Below are 17,508 nucleotides of genomic sequence, written 5' to 3'. Positions count from 1 at the left end.
GCGGGGAAACACGCCCCGTCCAGGCCGCCCTCCATCCCTTCCGTGTCCTGCGGCTGGAGCGCCAGCACCTTCCCTCAGGCGCCGAGCTGCCTGCCCCGCCGCCCCGGCACCCGCCGGGTCCAGGCCACGCCTACCACCAGGGCCAGCATCACCGCAGCCGCCAGCGCCGCCAGCACATCCAGTTGGTTCGCCCCCAGATTGGCCACCACCACGGCCACCAGTGCCCAGCCGACGCCGCCCAGGTACCAGACGCTGCCCCTGGCTGCCCAGACCACCGCCGCGGCGAAGCCCCCGGCCGCCAGCAGCAGCAGCACCGCCGCCACCGTGGCCACCATCCCCTCCACCGGGATAATCCCCGCCACCCGCGCGGCCCCGGAGATGTTCGCGAAGCAGGCGGCCGTCAGCCATCCCGCCATCAGACCGGTCAGCGGCAGCACCAGCCAGCGCCCGCTGCGCGAAGGCTCCACCCCACGCCGCGCCAGGAAGAAGGCCGCCAGGGCGCAAACGACGTTCAGCAGCATGATCGCCACCAGGAAGAACCCGTTCCGCCCGCTGAACTGCGCCACTGCCTCCCACAGCGTGTTCAGCGCGAAGACCCCGACCAGCGGCCAGCCGACGCGGCTCAGCAGCGGGTCCGCATGGTTCATCGGCAGGATCTGCCAGACGCCATAGGCCAGCGAGAGCGCGAAAAGCACCGTCCACATGATGGGGAAGGCATAGTTCGCCGGCACCACTGGCGTCTGGCTGCTCCCCGACACCACCGCCATGGAAGTCCCCACCCCCACCAGCGGCAGGAGCCCCACGACGATCTGCACCAGCGGCAGGATCAGGGCCAGAACACGTCGGGTCTGCTCACTCGGCACAGGCGATTCTCCCGGGAAGGCACAAAGCTTACTCCAGAAACGCGAAACGCCGCCCCCGGGGGTTCGTTCCCAGTGGCGGCGTTCGGCAGGAGGCCCGAAAGGGTTACCTGTGAGGCGAAAGGATCAGCGCGAGTAGAACTCGATGACCAGGTTCGGCTCCATCTGCACCGGGTACGGCACATCGCCCAGCTTCGGCGCGCGGATGAAGGAGCCCTTCATCTGGCGGTGGTCGATCTGCACATATTCCGGCACGTCACGCTCGCCGGACTGCGCGGCGTCGAGCACGGCGGTCAGCTGCTTGGACTTCTCCTTCACCTCGATGACGTCGCCGTCCTTTACGAGATAGGAGGGGATGTTCACGCGCTTGCCGTTCACCAGCAGGTGGCCGTGGTTGACGAACTGGCGGGCCGCGAAGGGCGTCACCGCCAGCTTCATGCGGTACACCACGGCGTCCAGGCGGCGCTCCAGCAGCTCGATCAGGTTCTCGGAGGTGTCGCCCTTGCGGCGCACGGCCTCCTCGTAATACTTGCGGAACTGCTTCTCGCCGATGTTGCCGTAGTAGCCCTTCAGCTTCTGCTTCGCCATCAGCTGGATGCCGAAATCGGTCGGCTTCTGCTTGCGGCGCTGGCCGTGCTGGCCGGGGCCGTACTCGCGCTTCGCGATCGGGGACTTCGCACGGCCCCAGAGGTTCACGCCGAGGCGGCGATTGATCTTGTACTTGCTTTCCGCGCGCTTCGTCATGCGGCGGGTCCTTTCGTCTTCGATGGCCCGGTGGGCCAGTTTTGTCCCGGTAGTCCCCCGGCCCCGAAAGGCCGGAAGCGGGCGCGCGGCAGAACGCCACGTCCACATTCCCAGGAAGGAGGGCGCCCCTTAACGGCGTGCCACCCCCTTGTCAAACCCCCGCTTGTCAAAGCGGCAGGCTTCCTGCACCTGCTGGGATACGATGGTGAGACGCGAAGAGATCCTGATCCTCGGCCTGACCGCCGGGGTCCTCGGCTGCCTGACCGGCGGGACGATGTTCGGCATCGGCCTCGGCATGGTGGTGCAGGGCGCCCATATCGGCTGGTTGCTGGCCCTTCCGGCCGCGCCGGTCGCCGGCATGCTGGGCTATGCCCTGGCCCGTCGCCTCGCCACTCGGCTGGAGCCCATGCGCTAGACATCCGGAGATACGATCGCTGGTTGGGGCGCCAGGATTCGAACCTGGGAATGGCGGTACCAAAAACCGCTGCCTTACCGCTTGGCTACGCCCCAGTAGCAGGCCCTTGCGAGCCGGGCTTTCGCGTGGGGAGGGAGATAATCGGAGCCCAGGGGGTCCGTAAAGACCTCCCGGCCCGGGTTTCTTTCCACCGCGTCGCAGCAGCAGGCCACGACTCAGCCTTCTGCGGGCGCCCCGCCCCAGCGCCACCAGGCGGAGGGCAGGCTCTCGGCCGCCGCCTGGGCCATGGCCGGATCGGGAAAGAGGCCGAAGCAGGTCGCGCCGGAACCGCTCATCCGCGCCAACAGACAGTCCTTCCGGCTGGCGATCGCCGAGAGCACCTCCGTCACGGCGGGGCAGAGCTCTCGTGCCGGGGCCTCCAGATCGTTCGTGCAGCGCCGGAGATCCTCGGCCATGGCCCGGACACTGGACCAGGATGCGGGCAGTTCCGCCGGAGGCGTGGAGCCGGGCGCCCGGGCACGGAACACGGCGGGCGTGGACAGGGGGATGCGCGGATTGGCCAGCAGCAGCCCATAGGCCGGGAAACGTGGCGCCGGCGCCAGTTCCTCGCCGATGCCGCCCATGCGCGCGGCCCGGGACGCGACGCAGACGGGCACATCCGCGCCCAGCCGCGCCACCGCCGCCTCGGGCGGCAGGGGCAGCCGCCACTGGCGAGCCAGCAGGCGCAGCGCTGCGGCCGCGTCAGCCGAGCCGCCGCCGATGCCGGAAGCCACCGGCAGGCGCTTGGTCAGCCGCAGTGCCGCGCCGTAGGAGACGCCGCGGCTTTCCGCCAGCAGGCGCGCCGCGCGCAGCACCAGATTGTCCGGCTCCGCGACCAGGGCGCCGCCTTCCGGCCCGTCGATCTCCAGCGTCAGCGCCTCCGCCGGCGAAGCCGTGAGCTCATCGCCCACCCCCGCGAAGACGGCCAGGCTGTCGAGCAGGTGATAGCCATCCTCGCGTCGCCCGGTGACATGCAGGAAGAGATTGACCTTGGCCGGGGCGAATTCAGCCGCCCCAGCCCCTGCGGCCTGGGGCCGGTTCGTCGTGATATCGGACATGGCTCAGCGCATAGCGGAAGCGGCGGGAGAGGTCTGCAACCCATCCCGCAGCTTGGCGGAAAGCCGGGGCCCGTCCTCGGAAGCCGGGGCGAGATCCAGCGCCCGGCGCCATTGGTAGCGCGCCTCCGTCCGCCGGCCGACCGCCCAGTAGGCGTCCCCCAGATGCTCGTTGATCGTGGAGTTGCGCGATTCCAGCTCCACCGCCCGCTCCAGCGTCTGCACGGCCTTCGGCAGATCCCCCTGGCGCAGCAGCACCCAGCCCAGGCTGTCGGCGATGTTGCCGTCCTGCGGGCGCAGCGCCGCAGCCCGCTCCAGCATGCGCTTCGCCTCCGGCAGCCGCTCGCCCCGCTCCGCCCAGGAATAGGCGAGGTAGTTCAGGACGCTCGGCTGGTCCGGCGCCAGCGCCAGGGCACGGCGGAAGGAGGCCTCAGCCTCGGTCCAGCGTCCGCCACGCTCCATCGCAATGCCCTGGGCATAGTAGAGCGGCCAGCCGACGGACCCGTCCGCGCGGGCCCGGGCCAGTGCCTCCCCATAGGCCGCCGAGGCCTCGCCGAAGCGCCCCCTCGTGCGGAGCATGTCGCCGAGCTGCGCCACGGGCTGCACGGCCTGGGGATGGCCCTGCGCCAGATGGCGCAGCAGCGCCTCGGCCTCGGCAGTCCGGCCCATGGCATCCAGCAGGGAGGCACGGCGCAGCGCCACCAGCGGCGCCAGCGGATCGCGCTCCGGCACCGTTTCCAGCATCGCCAGGGCGCGGTCGGTATGCTTCTGGTCCGCCAGGGAATCGGCGGCGAGAAGCAGGGCCGGGGCGAAATCCGGCCGCAGGCGCAGCGCCAGGCGCGACAGCATCAGGGCGAGGTCTGGTCCCCCCTGGGAGCGGAGCGCCGCCCCGAAGGCGACCTGGGCCTCCGCCATCCCCTCGGTCGCACTCGCCACCGCGCGACCCTGCAGCGCCTTCTGGCGCAGCGCCGGCGTGACGGCCATGGCGATGTCGTCGTTCCCCCGGGCCATCACGTCGAAGAGCCGCGCGCCCTGCGCCTCCTGACCGGCCCGGGCAAGGATGCCGGCACCGATCTGCGCCAAGCGGAGGTTCGGCTCCTGGGTATCCGCGATCGCCAGGCGCAGGTAGCGCGCGGCATCCTGCGGCTGTCCACCCAGATCGGCGATCATCGCGGCATGCAGCGCGATCACGCCGCGCAGCCGCCCGTCCTCGATGAAGGGCCGCAGCAGCGCCAGGGCCTGCGCGGTGTCGCCCCGCCCCGCCTGGGCCCAGGCGACCAGCAGGGGCTGGAGCAACTGCGCCGACCCCCGGCGTGGCAGGGTGCGCAACCTCTGCTCGGTGCGGTCCCACCGCCCCGCCTGGGCATCCGCCCCGGCGAGAAGCAGGTTCGCCAGCTGGTCCTCGGGCAGGCGCCGGGCGAGGCGCGTCGCATCGGACTGGCCGTTCATCACCGCGGCGCCGAAAGCCTGTTGCAGCACCTCGATCTGGTCGGGGTCCTGCCGCAGCGCCTCCCCGAGTTGCGCGGCAGCCATGGCACTGTCCGCCTCGGAAGAGGCGAAGCGGCCCGCCAGATAAGGTCCGAAGGCACCGCGGGGCGCATCGCCTGCGGTTCGCGGACCATCGCCCGCCGCGCATCCCGCGAGGAGCGCGGCGGTCAGCAGGACCGCGCGCAGCCCCGGCTCCAGGGAGAATGGCATCATGCAATGCAGCGTAGGCGGCATGGCGAGGCTCTTCCAGAGCAATCGCGATCCGGTGAGCAAATCTTCCGCCTCCGGATCGCGGCCGCCACAGCCCCGTGGAGCAGGCCGCGCGGCGTCTCTCCCGCCGCTTCAGCCCTGGGGAGGCGGCAGGGAATCGTCCTCGGGCAGGAGGAGCGGCGCGGCCATGGAGGCCGCATCCCCCGCCGGAGCCGGCGGCGCCACGCCGGCCTGCGGCTTGCCGCCGGGTGCCTTCGTGCCGGTCCCGCCGGGAGAGGTGGGCGGCGGCCCGAAGCCGCCGGCATTGTTGATGATGTCGCGCACGCCCTGCGCCGCCTCCTGGCTCACCACATAGGCGACGTCACCCCAGAGCCCGTTCAGCGTCCCCTGCGGGATCTGGTTCATCTGGATGGCTCGCCCGATCTCCTGGCCGTCCTTGCGGGTCACGATCCACTGGATCTCGACCCGCTGCTGCCGGTCGGGAATGGGCACCATGTTCACCCGCCCCTCCAGGCTGAAGAGGGAACCCTCCGCCTGGGGCTGCACCAGGAAGCCCTTGTCGGCCAGGAAATCGGTCATGCGTGTGGTCAGGGCGGCGTCGCCGTCGCCGGGCGCGCCCTTCACGCCGATGAAGCGCAGGCGGGGCGGGCCGTTCGCCACCAGCGTCGCGGGGTCCGCCGCGCGGCGGGCGGCATCGGCGCGCGCCAGCAGCGTGGCCACGGTGCCGGCATCGCTGGTGGCCACGCGTTGCAGCATCTTCGGGTCCTCGCCCGCCCATTCCTCGATCCGCACCGGGTTGCCCCGCGCCTCGACCACGGATTGCGCGTCGGCATTCTCCAGCGTGTAGCGCGGCACGATGGTCTGGCCCTCGCGGCTCGCCACCACCTTCAGCCGCCAGTCGAGCGGCCAGGGCTGGCTCGCCACGGCCGGCACCTCGGCCGCCACCAGCGCATCCGCGAGATCGGAGGCGAAGCGCCTGCTGCCTGCATCGGTCAGCATGGCCGCGTCCGGCGGCGGCACGGCGATCCGGTAGGCAGGCGGCTGCACCAGCTTGGCCGCCATGCCACCCGGCTGCCCGCGATAGGGCTGGGGCAGGTCCCCGCACCCGGCCAGGGGGAGGAGCAGGAGGAGAAGCGCCGCCAGGACGCACCGTTCAGCTGACAACACAGGAGGCCAGCGCGGTCAGGAAGATCAGGAACACGAAGAAGACCATATAAGGCATCGCAGGCCGCTTATCGCGTGCGGCGCTTCCCGTCGAGCATCGGTTTTCGGCGCCCCGGCCTCCCGGCCCTCGTCGCGGAAAACTATTCTCGCCATCGCGGCGGAGGGAGAGGACTGTGCTGGAGAAGCGCGGCAGTTTGAAAAACCCGCCCATTTCACGATGCTGGCGGCGCCCTAAAATGTGTGCCGAGAGATGGATTTCCCTGTGAAGGAGACGCCCGCCATGCCCGACGGCACGATCGCGAAGACCCCTGCCCAGGCCGGCCAGGCCCCGGCCAGCGAAGCCCAGGATTGGCGCAACAACGGCATCAAGGTGGTGAAGGCCGGTGCCCGGAGCTGTGACACGCCGGAAACGCTGGGCATGAACCGCGAGGTCGCGATCAGCGGCAGCCGCAACGGCTCCCAGCATCTCTGGGCCGGAACCAACCTCATCCGGCCGGGCCATCCGACCGGCCCGCATCATCATGGCGCGCTGGAAAGCATCATCTACGTGGTGCGCGGCCATGCGCTGATGCGCTGGGGCAACCGGCTGGAATTCATCACCGAGGCCAAGGCCGGTGACTTCATGCTGGTGCCGCCCTATCTGCCGCATCAGGAGCTGAACGCCTCCGACACCGAGGACCTGCATTGCGTCCTGGTCCGCTCCGGGACCGAGGAAGTGATCGTGAACCTCGACGACCTCGACATCGTCGACGAGCCCGAGTGGATCCGGCCGGAGTAAGCACCGGCCACGGCGCAATCCCAGGCGGCGGGCTGGACCTCCGGAGCCTTCCCGCCGCTTATCGCTTCTTCGACTCATCCTCCCGCCGCAGCGCCTCGCGCGGCCGTTCCGCCACTCCGCGGCTCCACCATCCCTCGCGCACCACCACCATCGGCGGCTCGGCCGGCGTTTCCTCCGGGGCGGGTTGTCGCGGAGTCTCCGCCGGTTGGTCCTGGCCGGGTGGCTCCGCTTCCGGTGGCGAGGGTGCTTTCGGCGGGCTTCTGGCTGTCATGGATCGGTCCGGCTCCGGTGGCATGGGACATGTTGGTGCCCAGTGTCAGTGCCACCAGGGCCGTGACCAGCAGGACGGAGCAGAGGATCGCCAGGGCCGCCCTGGTTCGCCGCGTCGCCCGGCGCCGGTTGATGGCCCGGTTATTGTCCACCGCCATGGCGTATTGCGCCACCAGCGTCGCACGGAAGCTGGCGAGGGCAGCGGCGGAAGCCTCGGCGGCCTCGCGGCCGGCTGCCCGCTCCTGCTCGCGCAGCGCGCCGGCATAGCGCAGCAGCTCGGTCTCCCGGGACAGGTAGCGGAACTCGGCGGGGGCGATGGACTGGGCCAGAAAAAGCAGGCCCAGCGCCGTCGAGCCACCGGCCAGGACCAGCAGCACGATGGCCACGAGGGCGGTGGTTCCCTGCATCGCCAGCAGCCAGTCGCGCGCCTGGGCCAGCCCGGCGAATTGCAGGGCGAAGGTCGCGGCGAAGAAGGGCAGGCTGCGCCAGACATTCTCCTCCGCCTCGATCTCCCGCTTGTAGGAGTCGGCCAGGGTCCTTTCGAGCTGTTCGAGCAAAGGATCGGGGGGCATCCCCCGATCCTAGACCGATTCTAGGAACAAAAGGAGAACTGAATCCTCCTAAGAGGATTTCAGTCCTCACATTTGCCCGATCTCGCGAGGAGGTCGCGCGATCTTCAACCCCGAAGGGCGATGGCCGAGAGCTGGTGCCCGATCGGGCCACCGCCGGCCAGGGTGCGGCGGCGATGGGAGAAGAAGCGGCCGGCATCGGCCTGGGTGTCGGCGTCGATCACCTGCACCAGCCCGGTGCCGGCCCTTTGCAGCCGGGCCGCGATGTAGCCCGCCATGTCGAACTGCCAGTGGCCGTCCCGCGCGCCCGGCTGGAAGAATTCCGGCTGGCCCACCGCCTCGAAGAGATCGCGCCCGACCTCGTAGGAGGCTTGGCGGATGCAGGGGCCCAGCGCGGCCACGACACGCCCGCGCTGGGCCCCGATTCCCTCCATGGCCTCCAGCACCGCCTCGCAGATCCCGGCCACGGCCCCGCGCCAGCCCGCGTGGCAGGCACCGATCACCCCGGCCTCGGCATCGGTGAAGAGCACCGGGCCGCAATCCGCCGTGACGATCCCCAGGGCCAGGCCGGGCCGGTCGGTGACGATCCCATCCGCGCGCGGCCGCGCCGTGTCGGGCCAGGGCTCGCGCGCCACCACCACATCGGGGCCATGGACCTGGTGCAGCCCCACCAGCGCGGCGGGCGGCAGGCCCAGCGCCTCCATGGCCAGGGCGCGGTTCTCCGCCACCCGGGCCGGGTCGTCGGCGCCAGAGAGCGAGCAGTTGAGCGAGGCGAAGGCCCCCTCGGAGACACCGCCCCGCCGGGTGAAGAAGCCATGCGGCAGGCCCGCCAGACCGGCGGCAACGAGGAACTCGGCGGTGCTCATGCGTTCTCGAATCCGGGTGGAATGGGAAAGCCGGGCGGCGTGATGGCCAGGGCCTGGAAGAGCAGGCCCATCGCCTCCTGCGCCGTCAGGCGGTTCGCCGCGGCCAAGTGCGCCTGGGCCTGCCGGGGATTGGCGGCGGCCAGCATGGCGGCGCGCTGCCCCAGGCCCAGGCGGCGCAGGAACATGCCCTGCGGCACCGGCCCATGCGCGGCGGCACCACCAGCCCGGGCCGCGCCGGCTAGGGCCTGGAAATCCACATGCGCGGTCAGGTCGGCAGTGCCGGGGCCGGCCAGGGGAGCGACCGGCTCATGCCGGCGGACGGCCTGGAGGCTGTCGCCACTGCCACCCGCGGTGTGGCCATAGTCGATGAAGAGCGCAGCGCCGCCCTGCCGGGCCAGACGCCCCGCGAGCCATCCGGCGAGGGAAAGGGCGGGAGCGCAGACCTCCCGGACCGTACCGTCCGGCATGCCTTCGGGAAGGTCCGTTACGGGGGGCTCCACGATCTCGCGGAGAAGGAATGCGCCGTCCTGCACCCAGCGCTCCCGCCAGGTGCCGTCCTGCCGCACGAACTGCCGGATCGGCAGCGCATCGAGGAACTCGTTCGCCAGAAGCAGGAGCGGCCCTTCCGGCAGGTCCTCTGCCCGGTCGTGCCATTGCGCGTCCGGCAGCTTCGCCCGCTGCGCCGCCCGGAGCACGGGCGAGGCTTCCACCAGATGCGGCTCGGCCGCCTGGGCGAAAGCGGGCAGCACCTCCCGCACCGCGCGCAGGGCATCGGCCATCAGAGTGCCGCGCCCGGGGCCGAGCTCCGCCAGGAGGATGCGCGGCGGCGCCCCCATCATCTGCCAGCAGACCGCCGCCCAGAGGCCCAGGCACTCGCCGAAGGCCTGGCTGATCTCCGGCGCGGTGATGAAATCGCCGTCGCGGCCCAAGGGGTCGCGGCCGGCGTAGTAGGCGGCCACGGCCCGGGCCATGAAGCGATCGAGCCGTTCGGCCCCCGCCATGTCAGGCGCCCTCGTGCCGCATGGCGCCCTGGGCGGGGGCGGTCGCGGGCCGGGCCCTCCACATCAGCCAGGTGCCGAAGAGCACCATCGGCAGGGACAGGAGCTGCCCCATGGTGATCCCGGCGAAAAGGAAGCCGAGCTGCGCGTCCGGCTGGCGGAACAGCTCGCCGACAATGCGGGCGACGCCGTAGCCGGCCAGGAAGGCGCCGGACACGAAGCCGTACCGGGCCCGCAGCGCCGGGCGGTGGATCAGGACCTGCAGCAGGACGAAGAGAATCACCCCCTCCATGCCCGCCTGATAGAGCTGCGAGGGGTGGCGGGGCTCCGGCCCGCCGGTGGGAAAGATCATGCCCCAGGGAACGTCGGTGACGCGGCCCCAGAGCTCTCCGTTGATGAAGTTGGCGATGCGCCCGAAAAACAGGCCGACCGGCACCACCGAGGTCACGCGGTCGGAGAAGCCGAGGAAGCTCAGCCCCTGCGAGCGGGTGAAGAGGTACAGCGCCAGGATCACGCCCGCCGCGCCGCCATGGAAGGACATGCCGCCCTGCCAGAGGTAGAGCGCCTCCAGCGGATGGTCGATGTAGTGGCCGGGGCGATAGAACAGGACGTAGCCGATGCGGCCGCCGAGCACGATGCCCAGCGTGGCCCAGGTCACGAAATCGTCCACCTGTTCCCGCGTCGCGACCTGCGGCGCCAGTTGCACCAGCCGGCGCACCAGCCCCCAGCCGATCAGGATGCCGGTGATATAGGCCAGGGCGTACCAGCGGATCGCAAAGGGGCCGAGCTGTATGGCGACCGGGTCGAAGGCGGGAAAGAGGATGGCGGGGATCATGCCCGGTTCTGTGGCTCCAGCGGGGACTCGGCCATGAGTTGGCGGACGTAGCGGCCCACGCCGTCCTCCAGCTCCGTGGCCAGGTGGTTGAAGCCGAGTTGCCGCAGCCGGTCCATGCGCGCCTCGGTGAAATACTGGTATTTTCCCTTCAGGTCCTCGGGCATCGGCACGTAGCGGATGTCGGGCTCCCGCCCCATCGCGGCATAGACGGCCAGGACCAGGTCCCGGAAGCTGCGCGCCTTTCCGGAGCCGCAGTTGAACAGGCCGGAGACATGCGGGTGGTCCATCAGCCAGAGCATCGCCGCCACGCAATCGTCCACATGCACGAAGTCGCGCATCTGCCCACCATCGGCGATGCCCTCCCGATCCGAGGCGAAAAGGGTCGCGGCCTCGCCCCCGGCGATCTGGCGGAACTTGTGCAACACCACCGAAGCCATGCGGCCCTTGTGCGCCTCGTGGGGGCCATAGACGTTGAAGAACTTCAGCCCGGCCCAGTGCGGCGGGGCAAGGCGATGGCGCGCCAGCAGGTCCACCACCCGCCGGTCGGTGGCGTGCTTGGACCAGCCATAGAGGTTGAGCGGCCGCAGCCTCGCCAGGGCCTCCGGCGCCATGTCGTCGTCGAAGCCGGCGGACCCGTCGCCATAGGTGGCGGCGGAGGAGGCATAGACCAGCGGCACCCGGTATTCGGCGCACCAGTCCCAGAGGCGCAGGGTCAGCGACAGGTTGTTGGCGGCCACCAGGTCGCCGTCCCGCACCGTGGTCGCGCTGATGGCGCCCAGGTGGAAGATGCCCTCCAGCCCGGAGGCGCCGTCCAGCCAGCGGTCCAGATCCTCCGGCGGCACGATCCCGGCGATGGGGTAAGGAGCGATGTTGTGCCACTTTCCGCCATCGCGCAGCCGGTCGCAGACCATGACCTCCTCCCCCCGGGCGCAGAGCGCGGCCAGGAGGTTGGAGCCGATGAAGCCGGCGCCGCCGGTGACAAGGAACATGGCGCTGCCTTTCCGCTCTGGCCGTCCCGGGGAAGCTCCCTTGGGGAGCCCATCGGGTGGCCCATTGAAGGAAATTGGACGAAGGGGGCGTCCTTCCCCATATGGGGCCCATATGGGCTGCGTGATGGCAGCGCGGACCAGGCCCGGCAAGGGAGACAGATGATGGATCAGGACGGCGGCTTCGGCGGGGCCAATGGCCCCAAAGGTGGGCCCGGTGGCGGCGGCGCCGGTTTCGGGCGCGGCGGCAAGATCTTCGACGACCTCGCGGGCGTGGCGGGCGGGGCCTTCTCCGCCCTGACCGGTCTGCGGAACGAGGCCGAAGCGGTGTTCCGCGCCCAGGCCGAAAGCATGTTGCAGCGCCTGGACCTGGTGCGGCGGGAGGACCTGGACGCCGCCATGGAACTGGCGCGCCGGGCCCGCGAGGAGGCCGAGGGCCTGGCCGCGCGGGTGACCCTGCTGGAGCGGCTGGTGGCCGGCATGGCCCCGGGCGCCCCGGCCGCCTCCGCACCGCAGGAGAAAGCGGGCGCTTCGGTGGCCGACGCCGACACGCTGAAGGGCAGCGGCGGCGCGGGCACCGGCCCCGCCTGGCCGGGACAGGGCGGCACGGCCGGCGCCAGCGAGGCGGAGGCCCAGCCGAAGCCCGACGCTCCGAAGGTCCGGCCCGGCGAGCCCGGCTCGCTCGACTGAGGCCTTTCCCCGGCGGCACGCGGAATGGCGGCGGCGCCACACATCCCCGGTAGCGGATGGTGGCGCCGAAGAAATCCCTTGCCGTGCCGGGGTTATGGCAACGCAATATCAAGCTCTAGGGGCTGGGTCCGCGAGTCTGGACTAGACTCAGTGGTCAGGGCCCAGCCAGGACGGGAAGGAGGTGCCACATGACCGCTCCGCTCGCCCTCGGACGCCGGGAGAAGGCGTCCAATCCCCTCGACGTGATGGAGCAGATCGTCGTCGCCAACGACTGGGCGTTCGACCGTCGCTCCTCCGGCGAAATGGCCGCCGAGGCCCCGGGGAAGTGGTGCGACTACGGGCTGCATTTCGCGTGGTCTTCCGAAATCAGCGCCATGCACTTCACCTGCGCCTTCGACATGAAGGTGCCGCCGGAGGCCCGCGGCAAGCTCTTCGAGCTGCTGGCCCTGGCCAACGAGAAGCTCTGGATCGGCCATTTCGGGATCGAGGGCGACGACGGCACCCCGGTCTTCCGGCACTCGGTGCTGCTGCGCGGCGCCCCCGGTGCCTCGGCGGAAAGCCTGGAGGACATGGTGGACATCGCCCTGACGGAGTGCGAGCGTTTCTTTCCGGCCTTCCAGCTCGTGCTGTGGGGCGGCCGTGGCGCCGAGGACGCGCTGCAGGCCGCCATGCTCGACTGCCTCGGGGAGGCCTGACGCGATGTGAGGAGGTTCCATGAGCGAGGCGCTGCCGCCCGTCCTGCTGGTTGGCTATGGCAAGATGGGGGGGGCGATGCTGACGGGCTGGCTGGCCCGCGGCATCGACGAGGCCATCGCCGTGGACCCCCATGCTTCCGAGGCTCCGGCCGGGCTTCGCCTGCTGCCGGAGCCCGGCGCCCTGCCGCCGGAATTCCGCCCTGCCGCAGTGGTGCTGGCGGTGAAGCCGCAGATGGCGGCCGAGACCCTGCCCGCCTATGCCCGCTTCGCGAAGGCGGGGGCCGTCTTCGTGTCCATCATGGCCGGCCAGACCGAGGCCGGGATCGAGCGCCTGCTCGGCGGCGAGGCCGCGGTGGTGCGCGCCATGCCCAATACTCCGGCCGCGGTCGGCCAGGGCTTCACCGCCGGTTTCGCCGGGGCGCGGGTGACGGGGGCGCAGAAGACCCTCGCGGATGCCCTGTTGCGCGCCGTGGGCGAGGTCGCCTGGGTGGAGGAGGAAGCGCAGCTCGATGCCGTCACCGCCGTCTCGGGCGGCGGGCCGGCCTATGTCTTCCTGCTGGCGGAGCTCCTGGAGAAGGCGGCGGTCGAGCAGGGCCTGCCCGCCGACCTGGCGCGGCGCATGGCCCGCGCCACCGTCTCCGGCGCGGGCTCCCTGCTGGCGCGGAGCGATGAGGATGCCGCCGTGCTCCGGCGCAACGTGACCAGCCCGAAGGGTACCACGGAACGGGCCCTGGCCGTGCTGATGGCCGAGGATGCCTGGCCTGCCCTGGTGTCCCGCGCCATCGCCGCCGCGACGACACGCTCGCGCGAGCTTTCCGCGTGAGCGGCCGCCTCATGGCTCAGGGGCTTTCACGGAGGCCTTCACGACTGCACGGGCCGGCATGGCCCGGGCTTGGCGCGCCCGCCACGCAGGACAAATTGTGGTCCCATGCAGAATCCCGCTGACCCCCCCTTCCTGCCCGCCGGCCCCGCCTTCGACGAGGCGAGGGTCCTCGATGCGCTCTGGCAGGTCGTGGCCACGCGCGGCTGGCACGGCGTGACCTTCGCCCGCATCGCCGCCGAGAGTGGGGTGGGCCTCGATTCGCTGCGGTCGCACTATGGCACGCCGATGGCGCTGCTGGCCGCCCATGGCCGCGCCGTTGACCGGCAGGTGCTCTCCACCACCATCCCCGGCCAGGGCGGCTCGGCCCGCGACCGGATCTTCGACCTGCTGATGCGCCGCTTCGACGCGCTGCAGCCGCATCGGGCCGGCATCCTGCGACTCCAGGCCGACCTGCGCCGGCATCCGCTTCTCGCCCTCTCCCTCTCGCCCCTGCTGATGGCCTCCATGGCCTGGACGCTGGAAGGGGCGGAGGTCGATACCTCCGGCATGCGCGGGCTGATGCGCGTGCAGGGGCTCGCCGGCGTCTGGCTCGCGGCCTCCCGCAGCTGGGCGGACGACAACAGCCTGGATCTGGGGCCGACCATGGCGGCGCTGGACAAGGCGCTGGACCGTGCGGAGCAGATCGCACGCACGCTGCGCCTGGATGACGGCGATCTTTCCGCGGCCGGCCATGGCGGAATCGTTCCGGGCCAGGATGCAGCACCATCGCCACCAGCCGGCACGGACCCTATGCTGGGTTAGCGCGATCCCTGGGCGGACCTGGCTGTCGCGCTCCCTTTCCGAAGGAGGAACCACAACATGGCTAAGTCCCCCACCCCGCCGGGCGATCTGGATCCGTTCCGCGAATCCATGAAGATCTTCTCCGACATGCGCTTTGGCGCCATGCCCGACCTGGAGGGCCTGGCGGCGGCGCAGCGGCGCAACCTGGAAGCCCTTTCCGCCGCGAACCGCGTGGCGCTCGAGGGCGCCCAGGCCGTGGCCAAGCGGCACATGGAGATCATGCAGCAGTCCATGGCCGAGATGACGGACGCCATGCGCTCCGTCACCGAGCAGGGCGACCCGAAGGAGAAGGCCGCGCGGCAGGCGGAGATCCTGAAGGCCACCTATGAGCGGGCGGTCTCCAACATCCGCGAGCTGGCCGACCTGATCCAGAAGTCGAATGGCGAGGCGCTGAACCTGCTCAACCGCCGCTTCACCGAAGCGATGGACGAGGTCAAGTCCATCATGTCCAACAAGGGCTGACAGCAAGCGAAGCCGCCCTTCGATGGGGAAGAGACCGGTCCTGGCATGGAACAGGGCCGGTCATGCGGTCGCGCCGCACCGCGCGCGGCATCATTCCGGACGCCCGGGTTCCTCCCGCCGGGCACCGTCCAGCAGCGCCTCCCGCTTTTCCCGGGCCAGCCGGTCCGCGGCCTTCTGGGCGCCGGTGCGGCCGTGGCGGATGCGGTTCTCCGCAGCCTTCGCCTCCTTTTCCGTCTTGTCCCTGGCCTTCCGGACCTGACGGAGATTCACGACATCGCCCATGACGCCAGGATAATGCATGCGGGGGCGCCGTGGAATCACCCGGGTCCACGACAACCGGGCTCGTGACAGACGGCCCGAAAGCACGCAAGACTGGCAGTGAATGGCGCCACGCAGCGTGGCACGGGCATCCGGCCCAGCGACAGGACCGCACAGCATGCAGATCGAACTGACCGCCAGGGATGGGCACCGCTTCTCCGCCTACCGCACCGGCCCGGAGGATGCCGCCCGCGGGCTGGTGGTCGTGCAGGAGATCTTCGGGGTCAACGGCCATATGCGCCATGTCAGCGACCATTTCGGCGCACTGGGCTACGCGGTGGTCTGCCCGGCGCTGTTTGACCGTGCCGAGCGGGGCGTGGAGCTCGGCTATGCCAAGGAGGACGTCCAGCGCGGCCTGGCCCTGCGCGCGCGGATCGCGGAGGACGCCGTTCTGGCCGATATCCAGGCCGCCGCCGATGCCCTGCCGGCGGGGGCCCGGCGCGGGATCGTCGGCTATTGCTGGGGCGGCACCATCGCCTGGTGGGGCGCGACACGCATGACAGGCTTCTCGGCCGCGGTGGGCTATTATGGCGGCGGCATCGTGGCGAGCCGCGAAGCGACGCCGAACTGCCCCGTGCAGCTGCATTTCGGGGCGGAGGACCATGGTATCCCGCTCACCGATGTGGAGGCCATCCGGGCCGCGCAGCCCGGGATCGAGGTCTTTGTCTATCCCGGCGCGGGCCATGGCTTCGCCTGCGAGGAACGCGCCTCCTTCAGCGCGCCCACTGCCTCGGTGGCGGCGGAGCGCACCCGGATCTTCCTCGACAAGGCCCTGCCCGCATGATCATGCGCTTCGTCATCTGCTTCGCGCTGCTCGGGCTGCTGGTCTGGATTCCCATGGCCTCCCCGCAAGGCTTCGGCGACGCGCCGGTCCTCATGGTGGGCGTGCTTTTCCTGGCGACGCTGCTGCTCGCCTGGCGGCGGCACCCCACGGACGATTGATGCGGGAGGCGGCGCGGCCGGGGTCTGGCCACCGCGCCTGCTGGTTTCCCCGGGAAGGCACCCCTCGCCCACGGCACATGGCGGAACCGCCGCCGTGCGCCGGGGGCGAGCCGGATCGTCAGCTCAGCACGCGGTGGAAGCGGATCGATGAGTTCTCGAATCCCAGCGCGCGGTAGAAGGCATGGGCGTCGTCGCGGCCCAGCCGCGTGGTCAGCTCCAGCCGCCCGCAGCCCCAGCCCCGGGCGGTGTCCAGGGCGGCATCCACCAGCCTGCGGCCGATGCCGCGCCCACGCGCGCCCTCGTCCACCACCAGGCTGGTGATCCGCGCATCGGGAGTCGGACGGTGCAGCATGGGGGACTGGTTCATGGCCATGACGCCCAGCACCTGCCCCCCCTCCTCGGCCACCAGCACGGCCTGTCCGCTTTCCGGCGCGATCAGCCCGGTGATCGCCGCGGGGGCGATCTCGTTGCCGCTGAGCTGGCGCATCAGCGCGACCAGCACCGGGACATCCCCCGGCACCGCAGGCCTCACCGCGATCACGCGACCTTGCCCAGCACGCGCCCGGCCACGGCGTCGAGCTTCGCCATCAGCGCCGGATCGCGCTTCTCCGGCGGGGTCACGAGCGCCATCTCCAGCGCCCGGTCGCAGCCATAGGGGCAGGCGCCGCGCGGCGCGCCCAGCGAGGGGATCACCCGCTTCACCAGGGTCCGCGCCTTGTCGGCGTTGCCGTGCATGATCTTGACCACCGCATCGACGGTGACGTGGTCATGGTCCGGGTGCCAGCAGTCGAAATCCGTCACCATGGCGACGGTGGCGTAGCAGAGCTCCGCCTCGCGGGCGAGCTTGGCCTCCGGCATGTTGGTCATGCCGATCACGTCGCAGCCCCAGGCGCGGTAGAGTTCGCTTTCCGCCTTGGTGGAGAATTGCGGCCCCTCCATCACGAGATAGGTGCCGCCGCGCTTGTGCGGGATGCCGATCTCGCGGGCCGCCGCCTCCATCGCGTCGCCGAGCCGGGTGCAGACGGGATGCGCCATCGACACATGCGCGACGCAGCCGGTCTCGAAGAAGGTCTTCTTGCGGGCGAAGGAACGGTCGATGAACTGGTCCACGATCACGAAATGCCCGGGCGGCAGGTCGCCGTTCAGGCTGCCCACGGCGGAGACGGACAGGATCTCCGTCACGCCGGCGCGCTTCAGCACGTCGATATTGGCGCGATAGTTCAGCTCGCTCGGCGGCACGCGGTGGCCGCGGCCATGGCGCGGCAGGAAGACGCAGCGCACGCCGTCGAGGCGACCGAAGAGCAGCTCGTCGGAGGGCTCGCCCCAGGGGCTCTCCACCCGGCGCCATTCGCGCTCCACAAGCCCGTCGATGTCGTAGAGGCCGGAGCCTCCGATCACGCCGATCACGGGTTCGATCAGGTCGGACATGCTGCATCCTCTCGGAAACGGGCAACGGCCGCG

22 protein-coding genes and 1 tRNA gene are annotated in these 17,508 nt (G+C 71.0%); 9 read left to right on the top strand and 14 right to left on the bottom strand.

Going from position 1 to position 17,508, the window contains the following annotated elements; translation table 11 throughout:
* Nucleotides 1-74: 74 nt before the first annotated feature.
* Nucleotides 75-863, bottom strand: a complete 789-nt coding sequence (locus CTJ15_RS22030) for a tryptophan-rich sensory protein (protein WP_075822200.1) — start codon at nucleotides 861-863, stop codon at nucleotides 75-77.
* Nucleotides 864-986: 123 nt separating this feature from the next.
* A complete protein-coding gene (gene rpsD / locus CTJ15_RS22025; protein ID WP_019459687.1) occupies nucleotides 987-1,604 on the bottom strand; it encodes a 30S ribosomal protein S4 in 618 nt (205 codons plus the stop codon).
* 202 nt (nucleotides 1,605-1,806) lie between these two features.
* Between rpsD and CTJ15_RS22020 the strand changes: the two genes are divergently transcribed.
* Complete coding sequence (locus tag CTJ15_RS22020) at nucleotides 1,807-2,019, top strand: hypothetical protein (RefSeq protein ID WP_019459686.1); 213 nt, start codon at nucleotides 1,807-1,809, stop codon at nucleotides 2,017-2,019.
* Between the two features lie 20 nt (nucleotides 2,020-2,039).
* Here CTJ15_RS22020 and CTJ15_RS22015 read toward each other — a convergent pair.
* The 4 genes from CTJ15_RS22015 to CTJ15_RS22000 form a co-directional block, all read right to left on the bottom strand.
* A tRNA-Gln gene (locus CTJ15_RS22015) sits at nucleotides 2,040-2,114 on the bottom strand.
* A 120-nt stretch (nucleotides 2,115-2,234) separates the two neighbouring features.
* Nucleotides 2,235-3,116 (bottom strand): 4-(cytidine 5'-diphospho)-2-C-methyl-D-erythritol kinase, encoded by an 882-nt coding sequence (locus tag CTJ15_RS22010; protein ID WP_099782010.1) that lies wholly within the window; start codon nucleotides 3,114-3,116, stop codon nucleotides 2,235-2,237.
* A gap of 3 nt (nucleotides 3,117-3,119) precedes the next feature.
* Nucleotides 3,120-4,814 (bottom strand): tetratricopeptide repeat protein, encoded by a 1,695-nt coding sequence (locus CTJ15_RS22005; protein WP_226946027.1) that lies wholly within the window; start codon nucleotides 4,812-4,814, stop codon nucleotides 3,120-3,122.
* A gap of 129 nt (nucleotides 4,815-4,943) precedes the next feature.
* Nucleotides 4,944-5,975, bottom strand: a complete 1,032-nt coding sequence (locus CTJ15_RS22000) for a hypothetical protein (RefSeq protein ID WP_126281936.1) — start codon at nucleotides 5,973-5,975, stop codon at nucleotides 4,944-4,946.
* Nucleotides 5,976-6,255: 280 nt separating this feature from the next.
* Between CTJ15_RS22000 and CTJ15_RS21995 the strand changes: the two genes are divergently transcribed.
* Nucleotides 6,256-6,753, top strand: coding sequence for a cupin domain-containing protein (locus CTJ15_RS21995; RefSeq protein WP_226946026.1), 498 nt, complete (start codon nucleotides 6,256-6,258; stop codon nucleotides 6,751-6,753).
* 74 nt (nucleotides 6,754-6,827) lie between these two features.
* Here CTJ15_RS21995 and CTJ15_RS21990 read toward each other — a convergent pair whose 3' ends face one another.
* The 5 genes from CTJ15_RS21990 to rfaD all read right to left on the bottom strand — a co-directional run bounded on the left by CTJ15_RS21990 (nucleotide 6,828) and on the right by rfaD (nucleotide 11,280).
* Nucleotides 6,828-7,595, bottom strand: coding sequence for a hypothetical protein (locus CTJ15_RS21990; RefSeq protein WP_058389138.1), 768 nt, complete (start codon nucleotides 7,593-7,595; stop codon nucleotides 6,828-6,830).
* Nucleotides 7,596-7,699: 104 nt separating this feature from the next.
* Nucleotides 7,700-8,458, bottom strand: a complete 759-nt coding sequence (pgeF, locus tag CTJ15_RS21985; RefSeq protein ID WP_099782008.1) for a peptidoglycan editing factor PgeF — start codon at nucleotides 8,456-8,458, stop codon at nucleotides 7,700-7,702.
* Nucleotides 8,455-9,459 (bottom strand): class I SAM-dependent methyltransferase, encoded by a 1,005-nt coding sequence (locus CTJ15_RS21980; RefSeq protein ID WP_019459679.1) that lies wholly within the window; start codon nucleotides 9,457-9,459, stop codon nucleotides 8,455-8,457. Before CTJ15_RS21980 ends, pgeF begins: the two co-directional genes overlap by 4 nt.
* Before the next feature lies 1 nt (nucleotide 9,460).
* Entirely contained in the window at nucleotides 9,461-10,291 is an 831-nt protein-coding gene (gene lgt, locus CTJ15_RS21975) for a prolipoprotein diacylglyceryl transferase (protein ID WP_099782007.1), read from the bottom strand.
* Nucleotides 10,288-11,280: an ADP-glyceromanno-heptose 6-epimerase gene (gene rfaD / locus CTJ15_RS21970; protein ID WP_075822286.1), complete on the bottom strand. Its 993-nt coding sequence runs from the start codon at nucleotides 11,278-11,280 to the stop codon at nucleotides 10,288-10,290. The genes lgt and rfaD overlap by 4 nt, the downstream gene beginning before the upstream one ends.
* Nucleotides 11,281-11,442: 162 nt before the next feature.
* Between rfaD and CTJ15_RS21965 the strand changes: the two genes are divergently transcribed.
* The 5 genes from CTJ15_RS21965 (at nucleotide 11,443) to CTJ15_RS21945 (ending at nucleotide 14,787) form a co-directional block, all read left to right on the top strand.
* Nucleotides 11,443-11,967 (top strand): accessory factor UbiK family protein, encoded by a 525-nt coding sequence (locus tag CTJ15_RS21965; RefSeq protein WP_079253469.1) that lies wholly within the window; start codon nucleotides 11,443-11,445, stop codon nucleotides 11,965-11,967.
* 188 nt (nucleotides 11,968-12,155) lie between these two features.
* On the top strand, nucleotides 12,156-12,662 hold the full coding sequence (locus CTJ15_RS21960; RefSeq protein ID WP_019459675.1) for a YbjN domain-containing protein: 507 nt from the start codon (nucleotides 12,156-12,158) through the stop codon (nucleotides 12,660-12,662).
* Nucleotides 12,663-12,681: 19 nt separating this feature from the next.
* Nucleotides 12,682-13,485: a pyrroline-5-carboxylate reductase gene (gene proC / locus CTJ15_RS21955; RefSeq protein ID WP_058389140.1), complete on the top strand. Its 804-nt coding sequence runs from the start codon at nucleotides 12,682-12,684 to the stop codon at nucleotides 13,483-13,485.
* A gap of 105 nt (nucleotides 13,486-13,590) precedes the next feature.
* Nucleotides 13,591-14,286, top strand: a complete 696-nt coding sequence (locus tag CTJ15_RS21950) for a TetR/AcrR family transcriptional regulator (protein ID WP_075823176.1) — start codon at nucleotides 13,591-13,593, stop codon at nucleotides 14,284-14,286.
* 57 nt (nucleotides 14,287-14,343) lie between these two features.
* Nucleotides 14,344-14,787: a phasin family protein gene (locus CTJ15_RS21945; RefSeq protein ID WP_019459672.1), complete on the top strand. Its 444-nt coding sequence runs from the start codon at nucleotides 14,344-14,346 to the stop codon at nucleotides 14,785-14,787.
* 90 nt (nucleotides 14,788-14,877) lie between these two features.
* On the opposite strand, the gene CTJ15_RS21940 is transcribed toward CTJ15_RS21945, so the two are convergent.
* Nucleotides 14,878-15,087 (bottom strand): DUF4169 family protein, encoded by a 210-nt coding sequence (locus tag CTJ15_RS21940; protein ID WP_226946025.1) that lies wholly within the window; start codon nucleotides 15,085-15,087, stop codon nucleotides 14,878-14,880.
* Between the two features lie 136 nt (nucleotides 15,088-15,223).
* Here CTJ15_RS21940 and CTJ15_RS21935 point away from each other — a divergent pair, with 136 nt between their 5' ends.
* Nucleotides 15,224-15,889 carry a dienelactone hydrolase family protein gene (locus CTJ15_RS21935; RefSeq protein ID WP_075823177.1) on the top strand — a complete coding sequence of 222 codons (666 nt, stop codon included), beginning with the start codon at nucleotides 15,224-15,226 and terminating at the stop codon, nucleotides 15,887-15,889.
* The gene (locus CTJ15_RS24480; protein WP_171979168.1) at nucleotides 15,886-16,047 is read left to right on the top strand and encodes a hypothetical protein; all 162 of its coding nucleotides are present in this window, start codon (nucleotides 15,886-15,888) and stop codon (nucleotides 16,045-16,047) included. Before CTJ15_RS21935 ends, CTJ15_RS24480 begins: the two co-directional genes overlap by 4 nt.
* A gap of 118 nt (nucleotides 16,048-16,165) precedes the next feature.
* Here the strand turns inward: CTJ15_RS24480 and CTJ15_RS21930 are convergent, their stop codons facing one another.
* Nucleotides 16,166-16,588, bottom strand: a complete 423-nt coding sequence (locus CTJ15_RS21930; RefSeq protein WP_058389142.1) for a GNAT family N-acetyltransferase — start codon at nucleotides 16,586-16,588, stop codon at nucleotides 16,166-16,168.
* Nucleotides 16,585-17,475: an S-methyl-5'-thioadenosine phosphorylase gene (locus CTJ15_RS21925; RefSeq protein ID WP_075821982.1), complete on the bottom strand. Its 891-nt coding sequence runs from the start codon at nucleotides 17,473-17,475 to the stop codon at nucleotides 16,585-16,587. The genes CTJ15_RS21930 and CTJ15_RS21925 overlap by 4 nt, the downstream gene beginning before the upstream one ends.
* Between the last annotated feature and the right edge of the window lie 33 nt (nucleotides 17,476-17,508).

The sequence above is a fragment of the Roseomonas sp. FDAARGOS_362 genome, assembly GCF_002754815.1.
Classification (GTDB): domain Bacteria; phylum Pseudomonadota; class Alphaproteobacteria; order Acetobacterales; family Acetobacteraceae; genus Roseomonas; species Roseomonas mucosa.
The sequence above is the reverse complement of the archived record's forward strand: the minus strand, read 5'-3'. Positions and strand labels throughout refer to the sequence as shown.